12 protein-coding genes are annotated in these 25,168 nt (G+C 72.4%); 5 read left to right on the forward strand and 7 right to left on the reverse strand.

Annotated elements, in window-relative coordinates; translation table 11 throughout:
* Positions 1–60 precede the first annotated feature (60 nt).
* From I5071_RS37370 to I5071_RS37390, 5 genes are all read right to left on the reverse strand, one after another.
* Positions 61–765 (reverse strand): hypothetical protein, encoded by a 705-nt coding sequence (locus tag I5071_RS37370; RefSeq protein ID WP_236518149.1) that lies wholly within the window; start codon positions 763–765, stop codon positions 61–63.
* A gap of 79 nt (positions 766–844) precedes the next feature.
* Complete coding sequence (locus I5071_RS37375) at positions 845–1,801, reverse strand: ABC transporter ATP-binding protein (RefSeq protein WP_236518150.1); 957 nt, start codon at positions 1,799–1,801, stop codon at positions 845–847.
* A gap of 19 nt (positions 1,802–1,820) precedes the next feature.
* Positions 1,821–3,500: a MopE-related protein gene (locus I5071_RS37380; protein ID WP_236518151.1), complete on the reverse strand. Its 1,680-nt coding sequence runs from the start codon at positions 3,498–3,500 to the stop codon at positions 1,821–1,823.
* Positions 3,501–3,532: 32 nt separating this feature from the next.
* Entirely contained in the window at positions 3,533–4,519 is a 987-nt protein-coding gene (locus tag I5071_RS37385; RefSeq protein ID WP_236518152.1) for a hypothetical protein, read from the reverse strand.
* 44 nt (positions 4,520–4,563) lie between these two features.
* Positions 4,564–5,646: a DegT/DnrJ/EryC1/StrS family aminotransferase gene (locus I5071_RS37390; protein ID WP_236518153.1), complete on the reverse strand. Its 1,083-nt coding sequence runs from the start codon at positions 5,644–5,646 to the stop codon at positions 4,564–4,566.
* Positions 5,647–5,750: 104 nt separating this feature from the next.
* Between I5071_RS37390 and I5071_RS37395 the strand changes: the two genes are divergently transcribed.
* Positions 5,751–6,188: a hypothetical protein gene (locus I5071_RS37395; protein ID WP_236518154.1), complete on the forward strand. Its 438-nt coding sequence runs from the start codon at positions 5,751–5,753 to the stop codon at positions 6,186–6,188.
* A gap of 6 nt (positions 6,189–6,194) precedes the next feature.
* Here I5071_RS37395 and I5071_RS37400 read toward each other — a convergent pair whose 3' ends face one another.
* Positions 6,195–7,484, reverse strand: coding sequence for a hypothetical protein (locus I5071_RS37400; RefSeq protein WP_236518155.1), 1,290 nt, complete (start codon positions 7,482–7,484; stop codon positions 6,195–6,197).
* 66 nt (positions 7,485–7,550) lie between these two features.
* Here I5071_RS37400 and I5071_RS37405 point away from each other — a divergent pair, with 66 nt between their 5' ends.
* Complete coding sequence (locus tag I5071_RS37405; RefSeq protein WP_236518156.1) at positions 7,551–9,488, forward strand: hypothetical protein; 1,938 nt, start codon at positions 7,551–7,553, stop codon at positions 9,486–9,488.
* Here I5071_RS37405 and I5071_RS37410 read toward each other — a convergent pair whose 3' ends face one another.
* Positions 9,489–10,574: a hypothetical protein gene (locus I5071_RS37410; protein ID WP_236518157.1), complete on the reverse strand. Its 1,086-nt coding sequence runs from the start codon at positions 10,572–10,574 to the stop codon at positions 9,489–9,491.
* Positions 10,575–10,775: 201 nt separating this feature from the next.
* On the opposite strand from I5071_RS37410, the gene I5071_RS37415 reads away from it, so the two are divergent.
* From I5071_RS37415 to I5071_RS37425, 3 genes are all read left to right on the forward strand, one after another.
* Positions 10,776–12,251, forward strand: coding sequence for a hypothetical protein (locus I5071_RS37415; RefSeq protein ID WP_236518158.1), 1,476 nt, complete (start codon positions 10,776–10,778; stop codon positions 12,249–12,251).
* On the forward strand, positions 12,248–20,113 hold the full coding sequence (locus tag I5071_RS37420) for a SpvB/TcaC N-terminal domain-containing protein (protein ID WP_236518159.1): 7,866 nt from the start codon (positions 12,248–12,250) through the stop codon (positions 20,111–20,113). The genes I5071_RS37415 and I5071_RS37420 overlap by 4 nt, the downstream gene beginning before the upstream one ends.
* 170 nt (positions 20,114–20,283) lie before the next feature.
* Positions 20,284–25,140, forward strand: coding sequence for a hypothetical protein (locus I5071_RS37425; protein ID WP_236518160.1), 4,857 nt, complete (start codon positions 20,284–20,286; stop codon positions 25,138–25,140).
* The last annotated feature ends 28 nt before the right edge of the window (positions 25,141–25,168 follow it).

A 25,168-nucleotide genomic window follows, 5' to 3' on the forward strand; every position in this document is an offset into this window, starting at 1 on the left:
TCGATCACGCGTTCGGCCGGTCCGGCGCGCTCGAGTGCCACCTCGCGGGTCGCGGGCAGCTCACGCCGCGCTCGTGAACGTCCGCGCGATCTCGGCGCAGCGCATCGCGAAGTCGCCGCGGGTGACGCCGAGCGCGCGGAACAGGTCACGATGATCGAACGCCAGCGTGGCGACGCCCGCGCTCACGATCGCTCCGAACGCGACGTCGATCGCGAGCCGCTTCGCGCGACTGCCCGACGTGACGCGCTCGAAGTAGGAGCGCTGCATCGCGAGGTGCGCGGCCTCCTCACGACCGATGACGCTGCCCAGCCGCGCGACCGCGGGCACGTGCGCGAGCTGCGACGCGAGCATCTCGTAGAACACGACGCCGACGACCTCGGCGGCGGCGATCGTCAGCATCTTGGTGCGATGCCCCGCGCTTCGTCGCAGCGTGCGGAACCAGAGCTCGGAGCGATGCCCGGCGAGCGTGCGCGCCCCGAGCGCTCCGAGGAGCTGCGCGACCTCGCGCGCGTGTCGTCCCTCTTCCGCCACGTAGAGCACCACGGCCTCGCGGAGCGCCGCGTCGAGCGCGGGATCGCGGACCCGCAGGATCTCGGCGCCGAGCCGGCCTTCCCCGGCTTCGCCGAGGTGGAAGCACTGCAGGGCACGGACGAGCGCTCGATGCAGCGCGGGCTCGAGCGTGGTGATCGGCTCGGGGAGGGGCAGCGCAGGGCGCGCTCGATTCGTCTGGAAGTAGTGGAGCCACTCATCGGTCGACGCGTGCATGCGAGGACGACGCGCCGGGCGCGGCGCCGCGTTCCGGCGATCCCGCGAGCGGTCGTTCGATGCGCGCGAGCCGCGTCGATCAGCGATCGAGCGGTGCGCCGCCGCTGCGCAGGGCGTCGCGCACGAAGAGGTCCTCGAGGGTCTCGCGCTGCTCCTGCACCGCGACCACGCGTGCGCCGCCGGCGAGCGCGGCCTCGAGCACCTCTCGCGCGCCGGTCTCGCCCTCGACGATCGCGACGACGCGCTTCTCGACGGTGCTGGTCTTCACGCCCATCTCGTCGAGGCGTGTGCGGAGCGCGTCGTCGCAGCCCTCGAGCTCGATCTCGGTGCGCTGCACCTCGGGCTTGAGCAGCTGCGAGAGCGCGCCGTACGCGGTGACCTTGCCGCGATGCACGATCGCGACGCGATCGCAGAGCCGCTCGACGTCACTGAGGATGTGGCTGGTGAAGAGGATGGTCTTGCCGCGCTGGCGCTCCTCGACGATCAGGTCGCGCACTTCCTTGCGGCCGATGGGATCGAGCCCGCTCATCGGCTCGTCGAGGATCAAGAGCTCGGGATCGTGGAGCAGCGCCTGCGCGAGGCCGATGCGCTGGAGCATGCCCTTGGAGAAGCGACCGATCGGGCGATCGATCGCGTGACCGAGCCCGACCCGCGCGATCATCTCGTCGGCGCGCTTGGCGCGCGTCCTCGCGTCGAGCCCGCAGAGGCGCCCGCAGAGATCGAGGAACTCGGGCGCGCGCAGGTACTGGTAGACGTAGGGGCTCTCGGGCAGGTAGCCGAGACGGCGCAGCGCCTCGGGCGAGGGCGAGAGCGACCCGAAGAGCTTGATCGTCCCCGCGGTCGGGAAGATCAGCCGCAGGATCGACTTGATCGACGTGGTCTTGCCGGCGCCGTTCGGGCCGAGCAGCCCGAAGATCTCGCCGCGTCGCACTTCGAAGTCGATGCCACGCACCGCCTCGACCTTCTTGCGGAAGAACCCGATGCGGAACGTCTTGTGGAGGCCGCGCACCTCGATGACCGGCGCTTCGCTCGCCATCGCGCGCGAAGATACACCGTCAGCGACGGCGTCGTGCGAGCGCCAGCGCGGCGAGAACGACGAGCGGCCACGCGGGGAGCCCCGCGCGCGTCCCGACCGCGCGGCACGAGCAGCCATCGCTCTCGGTCGGCGCGGGCGCGCCGGCATCGGTCCCGCTGCCGCCGTCGAGCGAGGTGTGGCCGGCATCGTCGAGCGCGCCGGCATCGTCGAGTGCTCCGGCATCGTCGAGTGTTCCGGCATCGACGCCCTCCGCCGCGACGCAGCCGCGCGCGGTGGCGCCGGTCTCGCTCACGACGACGTCACCGCAGCGCTCGCCCGCGGCGCAGTCCTCGTCGTCGGTGCAGACGACGACGCATCCGCAGGTCTCGCCGAGGTCGGCGCAGGTGCCCGATGCGCCGCAGAGCGCGCCCTGGTCGCGCGCGCCGTCGCAGTCGTCGTCGAGGCAGTTGCAGGCCTCGGTCTCGGGCTCGGTGCTGCAGGCGACCGCACCGCTCGCGCACGACCACACGCCGCCGGCGCACAGGCCCTCGCCGGTGCCGCACGCCGCGCCGAGGGTGCGCGTGGGATCGACGGGCGACGTGGTGCCGTCGAGACCATCGGGTGCGGCGCCCGCCTCGTCGATCGATCCGTCGCAGTCGTCGTCGGCGCCGTTGCAGCGCTCGGGCGACGGCGCGACGCCGACGCACGCCGTCGTGCCGTCCTCGCACGCGAGCGCCCCGGGCGTGCACGCGCCGCCGCTGCGATCACCGGGGTACGCGGTGGTGTCGTAGGGCACGACGCAGGTGCCGAGCTCGAGCTCGTCGTCGACCTCGCCATTGCAGTCGTCGTCGACGTCGTTGCAGGTCTCGGGCTCGGGCGACACGACGCCCATGCACAGGAAGCTGCCGCCGACGCACGCCGTCACGCCCCTCGTGCACGCGCCCTCGTCGGAGCCACACGGGAAGCCGACGTCCGGCAGCGCGTCGTCCGCGGTCCCGTCGCAGTCGTCGTCGTCGCCGTTGCAGAGCTCCTCGGTCGGCCCGCTCCCGCCCGCGCAGGTCCATCCACCGTCCGCGCACTCGATGCGCCCGGGGGCGCACGCCCCGGCGAACGTGCCGGCGTCGGAGCAGGTCCCGCCGGGCGGCGGGCACCAGGTGAGCGATCCGAACGAGCAGCAGCTCCCGGGCAGCGTCCAGCACCCGGACGCGGCGGGCGGCGGCGCGCCGTCGAGCTGCCCGTCGTCGACCGAGCCGTTGCAGTCGTCGTCGACGCCGTTGCACTGCTCGGGTCGCGGTCCGATGCCGCCCTGGCACACGAGCGCCCCGAACACGCACGCGGTGACTCCCGGCGCGCACGGCGGTCGATCGGGGCCGCAGGGCATGCCGACGCCGAGAAGCGCCCCCTCGTCGCGCTGACCGTCGCAGTCGTTGTCGATGCCGTCGCAGATCTCCATCGAGGGCCCGACGAACCCGACGCAGCTCGAGGAGCCGCACGCCTGGCTGCCGCGCGCGCACTGGCTCGCGCCGCCGTAGACGAGGCCGGGCGGGGTGCCCGCGGGCACGCACTCGGTCGGCGCGACGCCGTCGTCGGGGATGTCGTTGCAGTCGTTGTCGACGCCGTCGCAGACCTCGGGCGTGCACGGCTGCGCGTGGGCGCGCGAGGCGGCGCCGGCGACGAGCAAGAGGACGAACGCGGGCGCGACGAGGCGGGATGGGCTCATGCGCGGCGGACTATCTCACGAAGTCGCCGTCCCTAGAGCGGCTGCAGCGACTCGCTCGCGGCGGGCGCGGTGCTCGGCGCCGGCTCCGGCATCGCGATCACCGCGTCGATCGGCGATGCCGACCACTCGAGCTCGCCTTCGATCGGAAAGGTCATCACGCCGCCGGGACCGAGCTGCGCCTCGCCCTCGAACTCCGCGCGCGCGCTGCGCGCGAATCCGTCGGAGAGCGCCACCACGTAGAAGCCGCGGAAGCGCAGCGCGCCGCGCATCGCCTCGGCGGGCATCGGAGGCTCGCCGGGCACCGGCGACGCGGGCGGCGCGGCGCTCGCGCCCTCGCCCTCGAGCGCGCCCTCGAACGCGATGATCGCGACGCGCGTCTCGCCGCTGCCCTCGAGCCGCTCGAGGCGCTGCACCAGCTGATAACGCGCTTCGCCTGCGAGCCCGGCGTCGACTCCGTCGAGCGGGATGCGGCCCTGCGCGCTCCACGTCGCGCCGGGCGAGATCGGCTCCTCGGGGAACTCGAGCGCGCGCACCAGCGGCTCCATCACGCGCTCGAAGCCCGCGCCCGGAGTGCTCGGCGCGACGGTGATCGTCGTCGCGGGCTCGTCGATGCGCCGGCCGCGATCGCCGAGCACGTAGCGACGCGGCTCGGCCGGGGTCCCGTGCTCGGGGCCGCTGCGGCTCCGGCCCATCATCGAGAACGCGAACGTGCTCGCGGTGTCGAGCTCTTCGATCGCGAGCGAGCCGTCGGGGCGACGCTCGACCACGCGCCGCACGCCGCGGGTGTCCATGTCCGCGTTGATCGGCTGGCCGAGCATCTCGGAGCGCAGGCTCACGCGGAGCTGCGTCGCGAACGCGATCGGGCCCGCGGGCGCCATGCGCAGCGTGACCTCGGAGCCGCCGGTGTTCGATTGGACGCCGAGCAGCGCGGTCGCTGCCGCCGGTCGCTCCGTCCCGCCGCACCCGACACCACCACACGCGAGCACGAGCGCGCTCGAGAGCGCGAGGAGACGACGCATGCTGCTGGACGTAGGGCCGCGGGGTCGTGATCGCCCGCGCGCTTTCACTCGAGCGCGCGCGCCAGCGTGGCGACGACACGATCGACGTCGGTCTCGGACATCGCGCCGTGGAGGGGGAGCGCGAGACCTCGCGCCACGATCGCATCGGCGTGCGGCAACGCGCCTTCTCTCCGCGCCGCGTCGAGGCTCGGAAGGCGATGCAGCGCGTAGGAGAGACGTCCCGACTCGATGCCTTCGCGCTTGAGCGTCTCGATCACGCGATCGCGCGCGTCGGCATCGCAGCGCGCGGGCAGCAGCACACCGAACGTCTGCTCGTTGCGGGTCGCGCGCGGTGCGAGGCGCTGCGGTGCGACCTCGCGCGGGAGCGTGGCGCGATAGCGATCGGCGAGCGCGCGACGATGCGCGACGATCGCGTCGAGCCGATCGATCTGCACCCGGCCCATCGCCGCCTGCATCTCGGTGAGGCGCTGGTTGGGGCCTGCGTATGCGAACACGCCGGGCGTGCGCTGACCGTGGTTGCGCAGCGTGCGCAGCTCGGCCGCGAGCGCTGCGTCGTCGGTGAGGCACGCGCCGCCCTCACCGGTCGTGATGACCTTGCGCGGATGGAACGAGAGGCACGCGACGACGCCGAACGCGCCGCAGGGACGCCCCTCGAAGGTGCTCCCGATCGCGCACGCCGCGTCCTCGACGATCGGCACGTCGCCGGCGGCGCGTGCGATCTCGTCGTGGCGCGCCGGCGCGCCGAGCTGATCGATCGCGATCACCGCGCGCGTCGTGCTCGAGCGTGCCCGGGCGATCGCGTCGGCGCGCACGTTCCACTCGTCGGGATCGACGTCGACCAGCACCGGCGTCGCGCCCGCGAGCAGCGCCGCGTGGGCGGGCGAGGGCCAGGTGAGGTCGGGCACGATCACCTCGCCGCCCGACACGCCGAGGGCGCGCAGCGCGAGCTCGAGCGCCGCGGTGCCCGACGAGACCGCGATCGCGTGAGCCCGCCCGCAGCGCTCCGCGAGGGCGCGCTCGAACGCCTCGACCTCGCGTCCCTGGACCAGCATCCCGCTCGAGAGCACCCGCGCGATCGCTGCGCTCTCCTCTGCGCCGAGCTCCGGGCTCGCCAGCTTGATCGTCACCGCGCGCAGCATACGCGCGAACGCGCGGCGCGCGACGCACAGTGTCACTGGTGAGCGCGCGATGTGGCATGCGTGATGCGTCGTTCGCGACGACGGAGGTCACCATGTTTCGTCGTCTGCTGCTGATCGCTGCGGGCGCGCTCGCGATCGGCACCGCCAGCGCGGGCTGCGTGCCGGCCAGGTACGGCTACTACGGCTCGTACGGCTACGGCTATCCGTACACGCGCTCGGTCTACTACGGCGCGGGGGTCGGTGTGGGGCCGTACTACGGCGGATACGGCTACGGCTATCCGGCCTATCCGGCGGGCTACCACTACGGTCGCTACGGCTACCCGTATTACGGCAACTACGGGTATCGCAGCTACGCGCCGAGCCCGGTCTACCGAGCGCCGGTCGAGGCGTACCGGCCTGGTCAGATCAGCGCGCCGCCTCCGGTGCACGTGGCACCGCCGCCCGCGGTTCACGTGTCGCCGCCGCCCGCGGTGCACGTCGCCCCGCCCGGCGGGGGCGCGGTGCACGTCACGCCTCCCCGACCGCGCTGATCCGGCTCAGCCGCAGAACCCGAGGCCGACGCCCGGCAGCGGGAACGGGAAGCCGGTCCCACCGCTGCAGGTCTGCCCGCTCGGGCACGGATGCGTCGCGTCGCAGACCTGGGTGCAGCGCCCGGTCGTGCTCCCGGTCTCGACCACGCAGCTGAAGCCGCGCGCGCACTGCGAGTTCGTCGAGCACACCGCGTTCGCGCGTCCCGAGCCCACCGCGCTGCACACCATCATCGGGCTCGCGCCCGTGCTGCTCGCGTCGCCGAGGTAGTCGCACTTCGCGCCGGCGGGGCAGCCTGCGTCGGTGAACGCGGTGCACGCGTCGGAGCAGAGCCCGTCGCCGCCGAGGCAGAACGCGTTGCTCACGCACTGCTCGTCGCCGGTGCAGGGCGCGCGGCAGACGTCGATGCCCGTCGACTCGTCGCACGTGAGCCCGACGTCGCACGTGCCCGCGACGCACCGCTCGCCCAGCGCGCCACCGCCCGTCGGCGCGCTGCACTCGCCCGAGGGCTCGAACGTGCACGCGGCGCTGCACGTGAACGGCTGGGTGCGGTCGCCCTCGCAGGCGCGCGACGTCGTCGTGCCCGGCGCGCACTCGCCCTCGCCCCCGCACTCGCCGGAGGGAACCCACTCGCAGCTCGCGTTGCAGCGCACCGTCTGCTCGCCGCAGAAGCCGCACGCCTCGGTCTGCGACGTGCCGGGCATGCATCCGCCCTGGCCCTCGCACGGCCCGTACTCCCACTCGCCGGCCGCGGTGCAGAAGCGCTCGCGCGTGCCGCACATCCCGCACGAGACGGACTCGGTCGCGCCGGGCGTCTCGCAGGTCTCGACCTCGCACTCCGAGATCGGCTCGAACGTGCACGCGTCGCTGCACCGCAGATCGCGCTGACCGGCGCTGCATCCGTCGCGGGTGCGGACGATCTCGCCGGGCTCGCACGTGCCCTCGGACTCGCACTCCGTCGCGGCCTCCCAGGTGCACGACGCCGTGCAGATCTCGCGTCGCGATCCGCACGCGCCGCACGCTGCGGTGCGCGAGGCCCCGGGCTCGCACGCGCCCGACTCGCCCTCGCACGCCGCGTACTCCCACACACCCGCGGCGGTGCAGAACCGCCGCGCGGTGCCGCAGAACCCGCACGGGACGTCCTCGAGCGCGCCCGGCTCGGTGCACGGCTCGTTCATCGGGAGCGCGGCGTCGCGACCCTGGATGCCGCCGTCGGCGTCGGTCGGGGGAGCGTCGTCGTCACCACATGCGGTGATCACGAGCGAGATCAGGACGAAGAGCGCGGGGGAGCGGAGCATGGCAGCTGATTACGACCCGGTCGGAGGGGAGCTGCCCTCCGACGCGCCGCGTTATCCTCCGGCCCGATGGCCTCGCTTCGCACCTTCGTCCTCGCTGCGCTCCTCTGCGCGTGCTCCGGCGCGCCCGCCGCCGATCCCGACGCCTCGGTGCCGCTCGACGCGCCCACGGCGGCCGTGATCACCTGCGTCGCCCCGGCGCACGGCGAGATGGTCCGCGACGGGACGATGCGCTCGGTCCGCTTCGTCGCCGCGGTGCGCGACGTGCCGCCGGGCTCGATGGTGCGGGTGAACGACGTCGCGGTGCCGGTGGACGCGTTCGGGCTCGTCACCACCGACGTGCCGCTGCGCTTCGGGCTCGTCGACGTGCGCGTCGAGGCCGGGGGCGAGACCGAGCTCTGCTCGTTCCTCGCGGCCCCCGAGTACGCGAGCGAGGACGACGAGCGGCTCGGCACGACCGCGCTGCTCCAGATCGCGCAGTCGGGCGCCGACGACGGCGACGGCGACGACATGCTCGCGAGCGTCGACGACGTGCTCGCGCGCACCTCGCGCTCGGGCTGGCTCGCCGCGGCGCTGGGCGCGGGGCTCGGGCTCTTCTCGTTCGACTCGCGCGTCTGCGTCCCGCCCGGTCCGTGCGGCATGGACTCGTTCACCGCGGAGTTCGACCTGCTCGACTTCGACACCAGCATGCTCGGCGGGCCGCAGTCGACCGAGGTCTCGATCGTCGACGGAGGTCTCCGCGTGATCGCCCACGGCGACGACGTGCAGCTCACGACGCACGCGGTCGGCGAGGTGCTCGTGCCGCTGCCCGGCATGTGCACGCCCGAGGGTGGCTGCACCATGCCGGACCCCGAGTTCGACACGATCGGCACCGTCGAGGTCGACGTCGCGGTCACGCTCACGCTCGACGTGCGGCTCGAGGACGGCGTGCCGGTCGCGCGGGTGCGCGAGGTCGAGTCGGTCGCGTTCAGCGAGATCACGGTGAGCTTCCCCGATCTCGACGGCGCAGTGCGCGGCCCGGCGGAGCAGGGGCTGCGCGAGCGGCTCCCCGACGCCGAGCTCACGCGCACGCTGCGCGGCGACTTCGGCGAGATCTACGGCGACGCGGTGGCGAGCGTGATCGGCGGGCTGGTGCGCGGGCTCGGCAGCGGGCTCGGCGAGGCGCCGCTCTCGGTGCGCGGGATCGACGGCACGCCGGTCGCGATGCAGCTCGTCACCGCGCCGACGCGCGTCGATGCGCTCGCGAGCGCGGGCTTGTCGCTCGGGCTGCGCACGTCGTGGGCGCTGATGGGCGTCGCGACGCGCGAGGGAGGACGCGGCGTGCCGATGACGGTGGTCGACCTCGAGGGCGACGGGCTCGAGGGCGCGAGCCGCAGCGCGGTCTCCGAGGTCGTGATGAACCAGGCGCTGCACGCGCTCTGGCGCGCGGGCGCGCTCGATGGAGTCGTCGCGCCGGACATGGTGGTCGCGCCGGACATGGTGGTCGCGCCGGACATGGTCGTGGCGCCGGACATGGTGGTCGCGCCCGACATGATCCGGGTCGAGGCCGCGATGCCGCCGGTCGCGCACGCGTCGTCGGGCGCGCTCTCGGTGATGGTCGGCGGGCTCACCGCGACCGCATCGGGCACCGGCCCGTGGTCGGGCGGCGTGCGCATGCGCATCTCGGTGGTCGCGCGTGCGGGCACGATCTCGGAGGGCGACGATCCGACGTTCGGGGGCATCGAGCTCACCGAGCTGCAGGTCGCGACGGTGCCCGCGCTGAGCGGCGAAGCGCGCGTGCAGGTGCGCTCCTACGCGGCGGTGCTCGCGCACCACATCGCGAACGTGATGATCAACGACGCGATGCCCGCGGTGCCCGCGCCCACGATGCTCGCGCCGAGCTCGCTCGAGGTCGGCGGCGTGGCGCGCGGGACCGGCATCGACTCCGGCACTCGCCTCGGCACGAGCCCGCGATTCACGCTCTCCGAGGGCCGCCTCGAGGCCGTCGGCGCGCTCTCGGAGCGCTGACTATTCGGAGATCACGGACTCGCGCACTTCGGGATCGCCCGCTGCGAGCACGAAGATCCCGGGGAATCCCTGGGTCTCGAATCCGTCGCTCGGATTCCGCTCCAGCGTCGAGCGCTCGATCACCAGCGAGCCACTGCGATCGTTGCTCACGAAGAAGATCGCACCGCCGCCCTCGTTCGCGTGGTTGTCGCGGATCGCGACGCCACAGAGGCGCAGCGTGAACGTGTCCCCGTCGTTGTAGATCGCGCCTCCGCTCCCGCCGCCGGGCGTTCCCGGCTGGGCCGGATTGGCACCGTTCCCCAGCGCGCGATTGTGGGAGAAGAGACTGTTCACGACGGTGTACGAGACTCCGATGCTGCTCAGTCCGCCACCATTGCTGCACTCGTTTCCGAGTGACTCGCTCCCACCGAACGTGCTCTCGACGACGTAGACCGGCTGATCCTGGAATTGGTCGAGCACGCGGATCGCGCCGCCGCCGACGTCGGGCCCGGTCTCGTCACATCGGTTGTGGAAGAAGCGCGAGCGGATCACGCGGAATCGCCCGCCTCGCACGAAGATCGCGCCGCCGCCGGGCTCTGCCTCGCCGCTCGCGTCGCCGTCGACGAACGTGAGGTCCTGCACCGTGAGGCGCGGATGATCCTGATCGTCGCAGTGCGGCGTGGTCCATCGCTGCGCGGGATCGCAGGTGTTCATGTAGAGGATGCGCCGCTGGTTGGCGCCGCTCAGCGTCACCAGCCCGCCGCCGTCGATCACGATGTCGGGCCCGGTGTCGTTGAACACCCGCGCCGTCTCCTCGAGCACGATCGTGATCGGGTCGGGCCCGCAGTCGAACGTGATCACGCCGCCCTGCGCGACCGCGGCGACGAACGCGTCCGACGTGCAGCTCTCGGGCGTCCCGTCGCCGACGACGTGATCGGGGCTCGAGGTGTCCGCGAGCCGGCCTTCGTCGGGGATCGTGCAGGCTCCGTCGGGATTGCCCGCGGCTGGGCCGTCTTCCCAATCGGTCGGCGGCTCGATCGCGGGGTCGCCACCGCCGCACGCGATCGAGAGGGCGAGCGCACCGCACGTCCACAGTCGTCGTCGCATCGTCACCTCGCTCGCGACGAGTGTCGCCGGAACGCTCGGACGAGATCCAGAGCGGATGCAGACTGACGGTGGGCACGGACGCGCTGCGCCCGATGCGTGCGCGCCCGCGGGCGGCGCGCGTGCGGTCGAGGGGCAACTCGCGGATTCCGGGGCGAACCACGCGCCCACGATGCGGTACGTGGGTTGCCAAGCGGGCGATCCGTGCCCTCGACGAAACGAGCTGCGTGGCTCGCGATCGCGATCGCGATCACCAGCACCGCCTGCGACGAGCCTGGTCGTCCTTCGATCACCCTGCCCGACGGCGCGGCGCCCCCGCTGCCCGAGGTGCCGTGGCTCGACGCCGGCTCCGACGCGGGATGTGGCGTGTGCGTGGCCACGAGCCCGTGCGAGGACGCGCGCTGCGAGGGCGCGGAGTGCGTGCGCACCGTGCGCGACGACGGAGCGATCTGCGTCGAGGACGGCACCGAGATCTGCGTCGAGGGCGCGTGCGTCGCGCGAGGCTGCGGCGACGGATGGCGCGAGCCGGGCCCCGAGCCGGTGCGCGAGGAGTGCGACGACGCGAACGCGATCGACGGCGACTTCTGCTCGAGCGCGTGCCTGCCCACCGTCGCTCCGCTGATCGACGGAGCCGCCCCGGACGAGGGCGATCTCGCGATCGCGATCGACGCCGTGGGGCGTGTGCTCGTCGTCGTGGTGGAGCGCGGCGAGGACGCGGCGCTGCTGCGCGCGCATCGCTTCGATCGCCGGCTGCGCGCGTCGGGTGAGCCGCTCGAGCTCGCACGCACCGAGGCGCGCGACGCGCTGGTGACGCCGGTCGCGAGCGGCCTCGACGCGGGCTGGGCGATCGCGTGGGTGGACCCGGTGCGCGGGGTCGTCGTCGGGACGCTCGCGCACGATGCGAGCGCGGCCCCCGCGTTCGTGTCGGTCGACGAGCGCAGCGCGTCGTCGCGCACCGAGCCCGCGATCGCGACGCGCGGAGACGGGCTCGTCGTCGCATGGAGCGAGACCGCGGGCGCGATCGAAGATCCGCTGGGCGGCGTGCGGGCGCGCCTCTTCGACGTGCACGGGCGACCGGCGGGCGCGTCGTTCCTCGTCGGGAGCGACACCAGCGGCGCCGAGCACGCACCGAGCGTGGCGGCGCGCGGCGATGGCTGGGCGATCGCGTGGGCGCGCGAGGACGGAACGCCCGAGGGCCACGACGTGCGCGCGCGCCTGTTCGCGGGGCGCGCGCCGATCGGTGACGAGCTGCGCATCGCATCGCGGGCCGAGGAGGCGGAGTGGTCGCCCTCGATCGGCGCGCTCGAGACGGGAGGCTTCGCGCTCGCGTGGAGCCGTCGCGGGGACGAGGGCGGCATCGAGATCGGGCTCGCGCGGATCGCGGAGAGCGGCGCCGCGGACGAGCCGACGAGCCTGCGCGACGACGCGCTGCCGCTGACGTCGCCCCACGTCGTGCCGCTCGCATCGAGCGCGTTCGCGGTGCTCCATCGCGGCGGCATCGCGCGTCCGGTCACGCGGCTCGCGACGGTCGGCGAGGTGCCCGGCATCGCGGTGATGGGCGACGCGCTGGGCGCCGCGGTGCCCGGTCGAATCGCGGTCGCGAGCAACGACGACGTGCTGATCGCGGCGTGGGTGAGCGCGGCGGGGGATGCGCTCCACGCGCTCGAGGTGGTGCCGTGATCGGATCGTCGCGATACCGCGTGCTCGCCGTGCTGATCGCCACGACGGGCCTCGTCCCGCCGCTCGCGCACGCGCAGGAGGGGCGCGCCCTCGACGTGGAAGCGCTGGAGGTCGAGCTCGAGGACCAGAGCCTCGTGCCCGAGGAGGTCCGCGACGACGTCCGCGACGAGCTGCGCGATCGAGCCGTCGTCCCCGAGACCGAGCCCACCGAGATCGAGCCCACGTCGCTGCCCACCGGCGGCGACCGCAGCGCGGTGTCGTCGTCGCGCATCGCGCTGCCCGACGGCGAAGGATCGATCGAAGGGCTCGGAGAGTCCTTCTCGGCGTCGCTCTCGAGCGGTGCCCTCTCGTTCTCGCTGCCGATCGCGCTGCCCGCGGGCCGCAACGGAGTGACTCCCACGCTCGCGCTCGGATATTCGTCGGGCGGCGGCAGTGGAGAGCTCGGATACGGATGGGGCCTGTCGGTCGCGGCGATCGCGCGTCAATCGGATCGCGGACTGCCACGCTACGACGATCGGCCGCGCTGGCATCCGCAGGAAGACCATTTCGTCTACGCGGGGTCGAGCGAGCTGGTCCCGGTCGACTCCGATGCTGCGGCGCGTCTCGATGGCGGGCGCATTCCCGCGGAGCTCGCGGGCTGGCAGCAATATCGCGCCCAGGTCGAGGGCGGATTCATGCGCTTCTTCCGGGCCCCCGACGCGACGCGCTGGGTGGTCCAGGCGCCCGACGGCACGCGTCACGATCTCGGTCTGCTGCCCTCGGGGGAAGGGCCGAGCGAGATCGTCCAGGCCTCGCAGCACGCGCTCCTGCGCGGTCCGAGCTCGGGCGCGATCGCCTCGTGGGCGCTGACGCGCACCACCGATCCCCACGGCTCGACGATCTATTACGAGTACGAGACCCATGGTGGCAATCGCTACCTGAGCTCCGTCTACTACGTCTCTCCCGCGAGCTGCGCAGGTGCCGGCAGCGATGCAGTCACGCGCCGGCGCTGCGCTGCATCGCTGTCCGACTATGGCGCTCGCGTGCGGCTGGTCTACGAGCCGCGCTCCGACGTCACGGTCTCGTATCGCAACGGCTGGCGCATCGAGGCGGCGCGACGCCTCCGCCGGGTCGAGGTCACCGCGGCGCGCATCGGCGTGGGCACGCGCAGCATGGTGCGGCGGATCCATCTCGGATACGACTCGCGCTCCTATCACTCGCTCCTCACCTCGGTGACGATCGAAGGACGACCGGAGTCGACCCACTCGACCTACGGAGTCCAGATCGGCAATCCCGACGTGCCCGAGTCGGCGCTCGGTGACGCGATCATCGGCGCGACGCTGCCGCCGGTCCGACTGCGCTACACCGGCGATCAGGCGCTGGTCGACGGATTCCCGCGGCTCGACGGCACTGCGCGAAGGGGCGCCTCGAGCCCGGCGCACGGCGTCGGCGATCTCCGCTCCGATCTGTTCGACGTCAACAGCGACGGATTGCCGGATCTGATCGTCACCGAGCCCGGCCGATTCCGCACGTCCGACGGCCAGCCCGCGGTGGGCGTCTATTTCAACGGCTTCGCCGGGAGCGCCGCCCGACCCGCGTCCGCCGGCACGTTCTCCGCGCCGGTTCCCGTCGCTGCGCCCGCCGGTCTCGCCGGGGTGATGCAGCTCTCGAATCCGAACGTCGTCCCGATGGACGTCGACGGAGACGGGCGGAGCGATCTGCTGCACATGCCGCGCGCCCGATCGTACGGGTACTTCGCGCCGGTGCGCGCGCCGGGTGAGGCGGCGTCTCCCGCCCAGCAGCAGTGGCGGTTCGCGCACCTCCCCGTCGATCTGCCCGAGGGCGTGCTCGACGCGCGCATCGATCTCGGCCGCGACGGCGATCGCATCCGCACGATGGACGTCAATGCCGACGGCCTGATCGACGTCGTGCGCACCAGCGGCGACGCGATCCAGACGTGGCTGAACCTCGGCTTCGTGCCGGGCGGAGAGGGCCTGTTCGGGACTGCCACCCACGACGGGGCGGACTGGCACCTTTCCTCCGATCCGGTGGAGTCGTGCCTGCCGGTCGCGGGAGGACCGATCTCGTTCGACGACCCCGAGGTGCGCCTGGCCGACATGAACGGCGACGGGCTCGACGATCTCGTGCGCCTCTCGCCGGGCGCGGTCGTCTGGTTCGCGAACCGCGGCTGGGGCCGCTTCGGCGAGGGGGAAGGCGACTGCGCACCGGGCCCCTCGGGCGCCCGCTACGTCGAGATGCGCGCGCCGCGCGACCTCGGCGCGGAGCTCGACGCGACGTACCTCGCCGACGTCGACGGAGACGGGATGAGCGATCTCGCTCGCGTCGGCACGGGCGCGATCGACGTCTGGTTCAACCGGGGCGGCCGCGCGTTCTCGGCGCGCGGGAGCATCGAAGGGCTGCGCTGGGATCGTGATCTCGATCGCGCGGTGCGATTCGTCGACGTCGACGGGACCGGCACGGTCGACGTGCTCTTCGCGCGAGCGCGGGCGTGGGAGTGGGTCGATCCGATGGGCGGCGTCCGGCCGCGCCTGTTGCGCGAGGTCGACGGCGGCCTCGGCGCGCTGACGACGTTCGAGTACGGGACCACCGCGGAAGACTATCTGCGTGACCTCGCTGCGGCGGAGTCGTGCACCGGAGTCGGCTGCGAGCGATTCCTCTGGCAGGGCCGCGACGACGGCGAGTGCGACGCGCGGGCGACGAGCTCGGCCGGTACGTGCGTCGTGCGCTCGACGGGATCGCCCTCGGTCTCGACGGTCGTGCGCAGCACCACCAGCAGCGATCGCCTCGAGGTGCTCGGCGCGACGGCGCAGGTGAGCCGGCTCGAGTACGCCTATCACGATGCCTATTACGAAGGCGTCGAGCTCGAGATGCGCGGATTCGGTGCCACCGACGTGCGCACCGTCGGAGACGCGTCGCAGCCCACGTCGGTCTCCCGCACCTGGATGCACCAAGGGCGTCGCCCGCGCGGCATCGCCAGCGATCGGCTCGCGGAGAACCCGTGGGAGGCGCTCAAGGGCGCGACCCAACTCGCCGAGACCTGGGAGGAGTCGAGCGGTCGACATCTCGCCACGATCCACACCAGCCATCGAGTCCGCCGCCTGCTGGTCGGTCTCGATGGTCGCGAGATCACCTGGGCGTTCCCTGCGCGCACCGACACGATCGCCTACGACAACAGCACGACGTGGACGCCGGCACCGCCGGGCACGCGCGTGCCTTTCGTCGGCGGGGGCGACGAATATCCGGTGGTCGCGCGCGAGCTGGTCGGCGCCGATGGAACGGTGTCGAGCGACTCCGCGCATCCGGGCTGGAGCGCGCCGGTGTGGCTCCGCAGCGCGGGCTTCTACTCGATCGTCGCGCGCACGACCGACGAGGTCGACCACGCCGGTCACGTGCTCCGCCAGACCGCGTGGGGACGCGTCCGCGGCGAGTACGAAGAGACCCTGCCCGCCGAAGAGATCGTGCAGCACAGCGTGCCGGTGCTGCTCGACGCGGAGCGCTGGATCTGGCGCCCCCGCGAGACCTGGACGAGCGGTCACGGATCGAGCGAGCGGCTCGGCCACACCGAGACGCTCTACGAGCGCGGCTCGATCGACCCGACTCGCACGCTCACCACGGTGAGCCTGCTGCGGGCCTACGAATTCGCGGGCGACACCGATGGATCGGAGTCGTTCGTGCAGACCGGCGAGCCGGTGCAGACGTCGTTCCGCTACGACGCCTGGGGCAACGTCTCGCTGGTCTGCGGAGGCGGTGCGCTCGAGGTCTCGCAGAGCAACTGTCTGCGCTTCTCGTACGTCGCCTACGACGACGCGTACGCGCACGTCGTCGTGCACGAGCGCATCTACACCGGGCACGACGTGACCGGGTTCACCGGGGCGCTCGACACCCGCGCCACGATCGATCGCGGGCTCGGCGTCGCGACGTCGGTGCGCGATCCCTCGGACCGCGTGACCGAGGCGGGTTACGACGGGCTGGGCCGAGTCAGCTACCTGCGCTCGCCCGACGTGCGCGGATGCGAGGGCAGCACGCGCCCGACGGTGCGGCTGCGATATCGCATGACGGCCGACCCGGCGACCCAGCCCCTCAGTGTGGTCGAGTCGGTCCAGGAAACGGACTGCCACGCTCCGCTCGGCACCGGTGCGATCGAGTCGCGCAATTACGTCGACGGACGCGGTCGCGCCCGCGCGAGGCTGCTGCGCACCGACGCCCCTCACGCCTGGGTGCGCGCGGGACTGACCACCTTCACCCCGCAGGGGCAGCCTGCGCGCAGCTGGGACGAGTCGTTCCTCGACGAGGCCGAGCCCTCGCTCGATCGCGTGCTGACGCGCAACGGCGACGAGTGCGAAACCGCGAGCGGATACGACGCGTTCGGGCGGGTGCGGTGGTCGAGCCCGCTCTGCGGGACGAGCGCCGAGCGCACCTGGATCTCGTACGGCGCGCTCGCGGTCAACACCTGCGATCCCGACGACAGCGATCCCTCGCACGCGATCGCCTATCGCACCTGCACGACGGTGCGCAGCGACGGGCACGGGCGCGCGATCGACACGATCCTCCGCCAGCGGCGCGAGCCGGGCGGCCCGATCGAGTACCACCGACTGTGGCCGAAGTGGCGCGCCGACGGCGCGCTGCTCGCGCTCGAGCGCGTCGAGACACCGACGCCGGGCACGCTGCCGTGGGCGCGCACGCGAGTCCTCCCGGGCCACCACGTGGTGCGCACGTTCGCGGTCGACTCCGTCGGTCGACGGATCGCCTCGACCGATCAGGACACCGACGCTCGTCGTCCTGGAGCGACGGAGTCGAATCGCTCGTGGCGATATCTCTACAATCGAGTCGGCGATCTCGTCGCGGCGCGTGATCCCCGCGGCTGCGGCCAGAACTTCTACTACGACCGCGGCGGTCGACTGCTCGGCGAGGACTACGTCTCGTGCGGCGAGGCCGAGCCGTGGCGCGACGCCAGCACCGAGACGGTGCCCGCGGGATCGATCGCGCTCGGTCCGATCTCGGGCGCGCGGAGCGTGGAAGTCCGGACTCACTACGACGGATATCCGTCGTGGGCCGTGGGCGCGCTCGCGCCGCCTTCGTGGGCCGGGAACGCGCTCGGGCTCGCGACCGCCACCAGCGATCGCGGTGCGCGCTCGGTGATCGTGTACGACGGGCGCGGGCTCCCGACGCGAACTGCGCGCCAGGTCGCGATGATCCCCGCGGCGCCGCCTGCCGCGAGCACGATCCCGTCGGCACTGCCCGTCGTGACGCCGACCCCGAGCGCTCCGCGCCCCGCGCGGGTCTTCGACGAGCTGCACACCTACGTCGCCGAGGCCGCGTTCGATCACGCCGGTCGTCCCCGCTCCAGCGCGCTGCCCGAAGATCCCGATTTCGCCGAGGGCACGCCTCCCGCGATCGGCGGACGCATCGAGTACGACCGGCGCGGACTGCCGCGCTCGGTGCACCTCGCGATCGACGGAGCCGAGCGCGCGATCCTCGCGAGCGCCGACTACGACGCAGCGGGTCGAATGCTCCGCGCGGTCTGGGGCGACGACGTCGGAGGCACGCGCACGCCGACGGTGTCGAGCACCGACTACGATCGTCGCCGTCGCCCTCGTCACGTCTCGGTGGTCCGCGCGCCGACTGCTTCTCCGAGCAGCGAGCGCGCGCTGAGCGAGGTCACGATCGTCCACGACCAGACGTTCGACTGGGACGCGGCGGACAACCTGCTGCGCGTCACCGATGGTCGCATCGCGCGCGAGTGGCCCGACGGGTTCCGCCCCCAGAGCGTCCAGCTCGAGCACGACGCGCTCTATCGCGTCACCCGCGCCTCGTTCTTTTACGCGAACGACACCAGCGCCGACGCGGTCGACGTCGCGACCGACCCTCGCGCGGCGATCCAGGCGCTCGAGAGCGCCGACCCGATGCGCGAGCTCCCCGCGCCCAGCGTCGCGGGATCGCTCGACACCCGCGTGCTCGAGCTCGAGTGGGACTACGACTTCCTCGGCAACTCGACGCGCTGGGACGACGATCTCCACGCGTTCCACGAGCGCTCGCTCGAGCGCATCACCAACGGCATCGACGAGGCGGGCGATCGCCCGAGCGCGATCCGGCTCGCGACGAGCATCAGCACGGGCTCGCATCCGTACAGCGGCACGACCGAGCGCGGCGGCTGGCTCGAGGTCGACTACGGTGACTCGGGGAACGTCCTCGCGGTCACGGTGCACGGTCAGTGTCGCGACGCGGGCGAGACCGCGCTCTGCACCGACACCAGCGGCACGCTCGAGGCGCGTCGCGCCGCGTTGCGCGCCAATTGCCGGTGCGCCGTCGAGCAGCACTATCAGTATCGGCACGACGAGCTGAATCAGATCGTCGACGCGCGCCGCTACGATCGCGGCGGTGCCGGCGACTGGTCGTCCGCCGCGCATCTCCGGTACGCGTTCGACGGCGCGGGCCAGCGCTCGGTGAAAGAAGTCCGCGACGCGCTCGGCGAGGCCCGATATGCGATCTGGCCGCACGCGGGCGACTACGAGCGTCGCGGTCTGGTGCGCGGCATCGGGACGTACGACGCAACCGCCGGCACCGAGACTCAATACCTGGTCGGCGGCGCGCGCATCGTCTGGCAGCCGGGCGACCTCGACGGCTGGCTCGACGCCGATCACCGCATCTCGCTCGCGATCCCCGATCTGCTCGGCACCACCAGCGCGGTGATCGATCTCGTCACCGGCGAGCTCCTCGAGGTGAATACGTACCTGCCCAACGGTGCTCGCGAGACCGTGCGGACGACCGACCGTGCGCCCGTGCCGCTCGAGCCGATGGGGTTCACCGGAAAAGAAGCGGACGAAGAGGTCGGACTGACCTACTTCGGACTGCGCTTCCTGATGCCCCGACTGGGCCGCTGGGCGACTCCGGATCCGCTGCAGATCCATGCAGAAGGCGGCGGAGAGACGCTCAACAACTACCACTACGTCAGCGGGAATCTGCTCCAGGCGCGCGATCCGATCGGTCTGCAGGACGACCCCGTCGCCGACGCGCGCGACGACATGCTCGACGAGATCGGCGGTTGGGAGGCGAACCCCGACGGTCTCACGGAGTTCGAGCAGGACATCCTCTGGGCCCGGCTGGGCAGCGACGTCGAGCGAGAGGGCGACCCTCAGGGGATCAGCCTCCCCGTCGGTCACGACTACCCGACGGTGGGTCGCAAGCTCTCGACGCGTCAGCTCCGCGGCGCGCAAGCGGTTCAGTACACGGTCGACGGCTGGGAGGAGCCCCTCTGGGGCTGGTCGACGCAGGACGACGGAGCCCTTCTCCTGTGGAGCCGCGACGGCGAGCTCCTGCACGCCGTCGACAGCGGCACCACCGATTCGATGGAGGTCGGCTTCGTCGCGAGCCTCTTCAACCCCGTCGATCTCGTGACGGGCGCAGTCGTCGCGAAGCTGGTCGGGAAAGCCGCCGCGCGCGCCACCGCCAACGCCGCCGCACGCGGGCTGACGCGCGGGCCCGCGACCCACCAGTACGTCAATCGCTGGTTGAGCCGTCCGCTCGCGAATGGCGGCCGGGTCTACATGTCGCGCGGCCCGGTGACGGGATGGGGATTGGAGCGCCTGATGGCCCGCACCCTCCAGCCCGGCGAGCGCGCCATCGTCCTCACCGGCGCCCACGGCGACGAGCTCGGCCGACTGAGCGACGATGTCGGTTTCCTGCTCGAGGACATCGCCGCGGTCGGTCGCAACGGCCACGCGCCGCACATCGAGATCCACGACATCACGCGGATGTCGCGCCTCGAGCTCCAGACGACCTTCCAGTCGGGATGCAACGTGTACGCGGCGTGGTGTCACAGCGCCGCGTCTCGGATGCTCGGCAGTCACGGCGTGACGCCATGACGTCGCCGCCGATCGAGATCGGTGCGTCGGCGCGTGCCCCCGCCCCCTCCGACCCTCGAGCCGACCCACCGACCGCAGCGCGCCAGTCGCCGCTCGCGAGCCTGCAATCGAATCGCCGCAACACCCCATCACCGCGCCGGAGAACGTCAGTGCGAACAACCAGAAGACCGATGTCGAGAACGCTGCTCTGGACTGCAGTCCTGACAGGACTGCTGATCGGGTGCACCCAAGAGCCCACTGGCGAAGATCTGCACGAAGCGCAGATCGCCGATGCGGTCCGAGAGGCCGTCTTCGACGCGGCCTGTTACTGCGAGGCGCGACTGCTCGTGCCCGGGCTCAACGCGACGCCCGCCACCGGCACCACCTCCCGCCGCACGTACCTCCTCGCGCCCTGGGATCCGGGGGTGCAGGCCGACGCGAACCTGCTCGCGTACGCGTCGTCGCCCTCGCGGTACTACGGGGGCGAGACGCCCTATCGATATCAGTGCAACGCCGAGCAGCTGTCGCCGAACTCGCCCCACGCGGCGCTGCCCACGCGCACGCAGGACGCGAACGAGCGTCAGATCCAGGGCTGCGCGGGAGGCGTGGCGATCGACGGAAGCACCGGAGTCTCGTACACGCCGGGCTTCTGCCGCGCCGACTTCAATTACTGCCTCGCGCAGGAGCTGCGACTCCGCGCGGAGTCGCTCGCGCGCCCCACGGCCGATGTCGCCGTGCGCGACGCCATCCTCGCGGAGTCGCGCGCACGCGCCCAGAGCTCCGCGATCGAGTCGCTCCAGACGCTCCGGACGCTCCGGACGACCTGCTCCACGCTCCCTTCGACGAGCCCGCTGCAGGGCGAGTGCGCCCGCGCCAACACCGCGTACGAGACGACGCTCGTGCGCCGCTCGGCCGACGTCGCGTCGCAGATCGGCGAGCTCGCGCAGCGCGAGACCGTCGGCGCGCTCGCTCGCGCCGATGCGCTCTCCGCGTCCGACGTCACCTCGGGCACGTACACCGATGCGGTGTGGGGCCCCTCGTCGGCGCGCATGAGCGCGGCGCGGCGCCTGCTGGGCGCGGCGCCGGTGGTCGCCAACCGCGTCTCGTGGGCGACGTTCGGCGAGCTCCCCCTCGACACGACTCAGTTCACGCTCGTGCCGACGTTCTTCGGGGTCACCACGCTCGCGGTGGACACCTATCAGAACAGCCGAGTCCGAGTGCTCCGCGAGCGCTTCGACTACGCCGTTCCCACCGACGTCTCGACGAACTCGGGTGACGTGATCCGCGCGGGCACGCGCGTGAACGTCTATCTCGTCCACTTCGACAACACCGCGGGCAACACCACGCGTCGCATCGGACAGGTGCGCTTCGACCGCCCGCTCCTCGGCGTGATCACGATGGACTCGACGCTCGCCGCGAGCGATCCCGCGTTCGCGGTGGTCGGCACGACCTACCCGGTGACCGCGGCGCGCGGCCCCGACGCAGCGGAGGGAGACAGCGTCAGCGTCCAGCGCGACGGAATCACCGTGAACCTCGGCGCGGCGACGGGTGTCGATCAGATCCGCATCATCACTCCCGCGAATCCCGAGCCGACTGCGATGCTCGCAGCCCCGCGCGCCGGTGAGCTCTCGTACTCCGCACGTCGCTACGACGATCGTGGTGCGAGCCGCGCCCTCGGCGCGATGGTGCAGCTGCAGGCGCCGCTCCCGCACACGAGCTGCATTCGTCTTCCGAGCGGCGAGATCACCGTCTCGACGTGGGTGGACGGCGATCCCGTGGGCCACGCCGATTTCATCTACCAGGTGATGGAGGGCCGGCTCGCGGAGCGCGCCGGGATCGACGACGGAACCGGGCTCCTCGCAGCGCAGGGGATCCGCCGCGAAGACGTCGCGGCCGCGATCGAGCTGCTCCTCGACGGAGCCGCGACGCTCGACACCGGCATCGAGCTCGCCCCGCCCTTCGACGCCGATGACACCGGCGAGCTCTGCGGGAGCTCGATCGTGCACGTGTGGCGCCCGAACGCCGCGCCGCGGAACATGCTGCCGCTGCTCGCGGCGTTCGCGACCGCGTCGGACCGTCTGCCCATCGAGCCGTCGGCCACTTCGCTCACCAACACCTGGTACGACCCTGCCGGTGGTCAGCTCGGCGTCGTCGGCGCCGCGGGCGCGGCGCAGATGCTGCGCTTCCACCTCCTGCGCGTGACCCCGTCGTTCACGCAGTCGACGCAGGCGACCGACGCCGCGCTCCGCGCGCTCGACGGCACGATCGGCGCGCGCTGGTCGGAGTGGAGGCGCTGCGACTCGGCCGCGGGCTGCGGCACCGACACGCCGTGGTCGGGACGCTGGACGATCTACGAGCGACCCGACACCGGTGAGATGCTGCCCGGGGGGACTGCGGTGCTCGTGCGCAACGAGCGCGATGCGCGCTGCCTGGTCGCCGGCGGCGAGCCGCTCGGCACCGGCGGATGCGCGCACGTCACCAGCGACACCACGCGGTATCGGGTCCTCGAGCAGCTCCCCGACATCCTCGGCCCGGGCGCGACGTGCATCGGTGCGGTGGGCCCCTATTGCCGCCGCCAGTTCCGCATTCCCTCGATCCGCTCGGCGTCCCGCGGCGATCGCGGGTACGTGCTGTGGTGCGAGATGTCCGGCTCCACCTCGCCCTGCGAGAGCTACCAGCTCGTCGACATGGTGTTCCTCGGACAGCCCGGCGCGGTGCACACGCTGGGCGGCGAGATCCGCGAGCAGCTCGAGCAGCTCTTCAGTGTCGACCCCGCGGATCCGTCGCAGCCGATGTTCAACTCGCTCGGGCTCGAGAACGAGCTCGTCCCGCCGCTGGAGAACGAGCTCATCAGCGACGGTGATGCGCACGAGGACAGCTATCGCCACTACCTCTCTTATGCGCGTGCCGCGCAAGAGCAGGCGACTGCCGCGCTCGACGATGCGCGTCAGTCCGAGATGGTGATCCGCGAGGCCGACGAGTCGCGCGCGCTCGCCGAGGCCTCGGCCGATCTCGCCTATCAGGAAGAGGTCCAGGCGGGCTGCGGCGGAGGCACGACCGCGAGCGCGACCGGGTGCACCGTCGCGCGTGCGCCGGTCGCGACGCTCGGCCCCGATCTCGGGCTCGTGCCCGATCCCGGCCCCGAGCCCGAGGGCCTCGAGGTCGCCGGCACGTATCTGTCGTGCCCCGAGCTCGTCGCGACGTTCCAGGCGAACTACCAGCCTGGTGGTCGCACCGGCGAGGACCTCGGCGACTACGTGAACGAGTACCTCACGGCCGGTCTCCGGTGCACTCGCTGGCTCGCGCTCACGGCGATCTACGGAGCGAGGGTGCGCGAGATGCCGCAGCCGGTCTTCGACGAGATCGCACTGCACTCGCGCGCGCTCCGCGGAGACGCGCCGACGGGGATCGACGAGTCGAGCTTCGGCACGTTCGCGTCGTACGGCGGCGAGATGCGAGTGCAGCTGATCGAGCTCTACACGCAGCTCGAGCAGCTCCGAGAGGTCATCCAGGACTTCGAGATGCTCGCGTTCACGACGCTGCAGGGCGTCGACGTCGGCACCGCGCGCATCAACGAGCTCGACGGTAGCTGGTGGGCGCAGGCGAAGTGCTGGATCATGGCGGGCGCGGCGGTCGTCGCGACCGCGGCCGCGGTGATCGGCGCGATCGTCGCGACCGGCGGTCTCGCGACGATCGGCCTCGCGCTCGGCGCGGCGGCCACCGGCGGTGCGGCGTTCGTCCAGGTGAGCAACGCCATCGAGGGCGCCTGCTCGGCCGAGGGACGAGAGGGGCAGAGACAAGCGACCGAGCTCTTCACGTCGACGGTCGCGTCGATGGAGGAGCTGGGTGATCTGCTGAATCGTGCCCACGATGCGATCCGCTTCGTCGCGCTGGCGGACGCTGGCTTCGACTCGCTCGAGGACCGCATCGCGATCGCCACGGCACGACGCGACGTCGCCATCGCGCTCGCGTCCTCCGGCCTCGAGAACGACCCGACGTGGCGCGCGCTCGCGGGCGTCCGCCGCGCGCGCGCGAACCGTGCGCTCCACCGCGCGCAGCGCCTCGCGTTCATCGCGCGCCGTGCGATCGAGGTCCGCCTCGCGGTCGACATGGACTACATGACGGCCGACGAGCTGCAGACCCCGCCGCCCGCGTCGTGGGCGAACGACGTGTTCGTCGCGCACGAGTCGGTGACCGAGGCGTCGCCCGGCTCCGGCGCGCCCACGGTCGCAGTGCCCACGCAGGGCGAGGCGATCGCGGACTACCTGCAGCACCTCGAGGACTTCGTGTTCGGGTATCCGTTCACGCGCCGGTTCTCCGAGGGCGACGACATGCAGATCCTCGGGATGACCGGGGGCACCGACGCCGCGGCGCTCGCCGCGGGCGCGAGCGCGGTGGAGATGCCGGCGCACCGCAGGCTGCTCTTCGTGTGTCGCAATCACTCGACGCCGCTCGCGGGCGGCGTGCCGGGGTGGGTGCTGCCCGATGCAAACGGCGAGCTGCCGCCGCCCTGCGGCGTCTTCGACGTCGGTGATGGGACGAGCGTCGACTTCGGCGGCGTCGAGCGCGTGTTCTTCGCGTTCGAGCTCCCGGGCGAGATCTCGCCGTCGTCCTCGGTCCGACTCGCGGCAGGTAGCTACAACTACCGAGTCGATCGCGTCGCGGTGAACCTCGTCGGTCGTGCGCTGGTCGACTGCACGCGCGCCTCGCGGCCGAGCGAGTGCTGGGGCGACGGCAACGTCCAGTACACGCTCCGGCACGAGCCCGACGTGCTCCTGCAGTCGTACGAGGGCGACCTCCTCTCGATTCGCATGGAGCGCGGCGTGATCGAGCACGCCCGCGCGCTCGCGGACGAGCGCTGGCTCACCAATCCGATGTCGTCGGTCGATGCGACGCTGATCGCGCCGTACGAGCGCACCGAGCTGCGCGGTCGCCCGCTCGGCGGCACCTACGTGCTCGAGATCCACCCGCGACCGGAGATCGACTGGCGTCACCTCGAAGACGTCCAGGTCCTGCTCCGGTACCACTACTGGACCCGCCAGCGCTGACGTGTCGAACGCGCGCGCGAGCGGCTGC

Origin of the sequence: Sandaracinus amylolyticus (genome assembly GCF_021631985.1) — a bacterium.
Lineage (GTDB): Bacteria > Myxococcota_A > Polyangia > Polyangiales > Sandaracinaceae > Sandaracinus > Sandaracinus amylolyticus_A.

What these genes read in the sequence shown, in the direction of transcription:
- I5071_RS37370 (WP_236518149.1), bottom strand. Translation starts at nt 765, where the DNA reads ATGCACGCGTCGACCGATGAGTGGCTCCACTACTTCCAGACGAATCGA.
- I5071_RS37375 (WP_236518150.1), bottom strand. Translation starts at nt 1,801, where the DNA reads ATGGCGAGCGAAGCGCCGGTCATCGAGGTGCGCGGCCTCCACAAGACG.
- I5071_RS37395 (WP_236518154.1), top strand. Translation starts at nt 5,751, where the DNA reads ATGTTTCGTCGTCTGCTGCTGATCGCTGCGGGCGCGCTCGCGATCGGC.
- I5071_RS37380 (WP_236518151.1), bottom strand. Translation starts at nt 3,500, where the DNA reads ATGAGCCCATCCCGCCTCGTCGCGCCCGCGTTCGTCCTCTTGCTCGTC.
- I5071_RS37405 (WP_236518156.1), top strand. Translation starts at nt 7,551, where the DNA reads ATGGCCTCGCTTCGCACCTTCGTCCTCGCTGCGCTCCTCTGCGCGTGC.
- I5071_RS37400 (WP_236518155.1), bottom strand. Translation starts at nt 7,484, where the DNA reads ATGCTCCGCTCCCCCGCGCTCTTCGTCCTGATCTCGCTCGTGATCACC.
- I5071_RS37410 (WP_236518157.1), bottom strand. Translation starts at nt 10,574, where the DNA reads ATGCGACGACGACTGTGGACGTGCGGTGCGCTCGCCCTCTCGATCGCG.
- I5071_RS37425 (WP_236518160.1), top strand. Translation starts at nt 20,284, where the DNA reads ATGTCGAGAACGCTGCTCTGGACTGCAGTCCTGACAGGACTGCTGATC.
- I5071_RS37385 (WP_236518152.1), bottom strand. Translation starts at nt 4,519, where the DNA reads ATGCGTCGTCTCCTCGCGCTCTCGAGCGCGCTCGTGCTCGCGTGTGGT.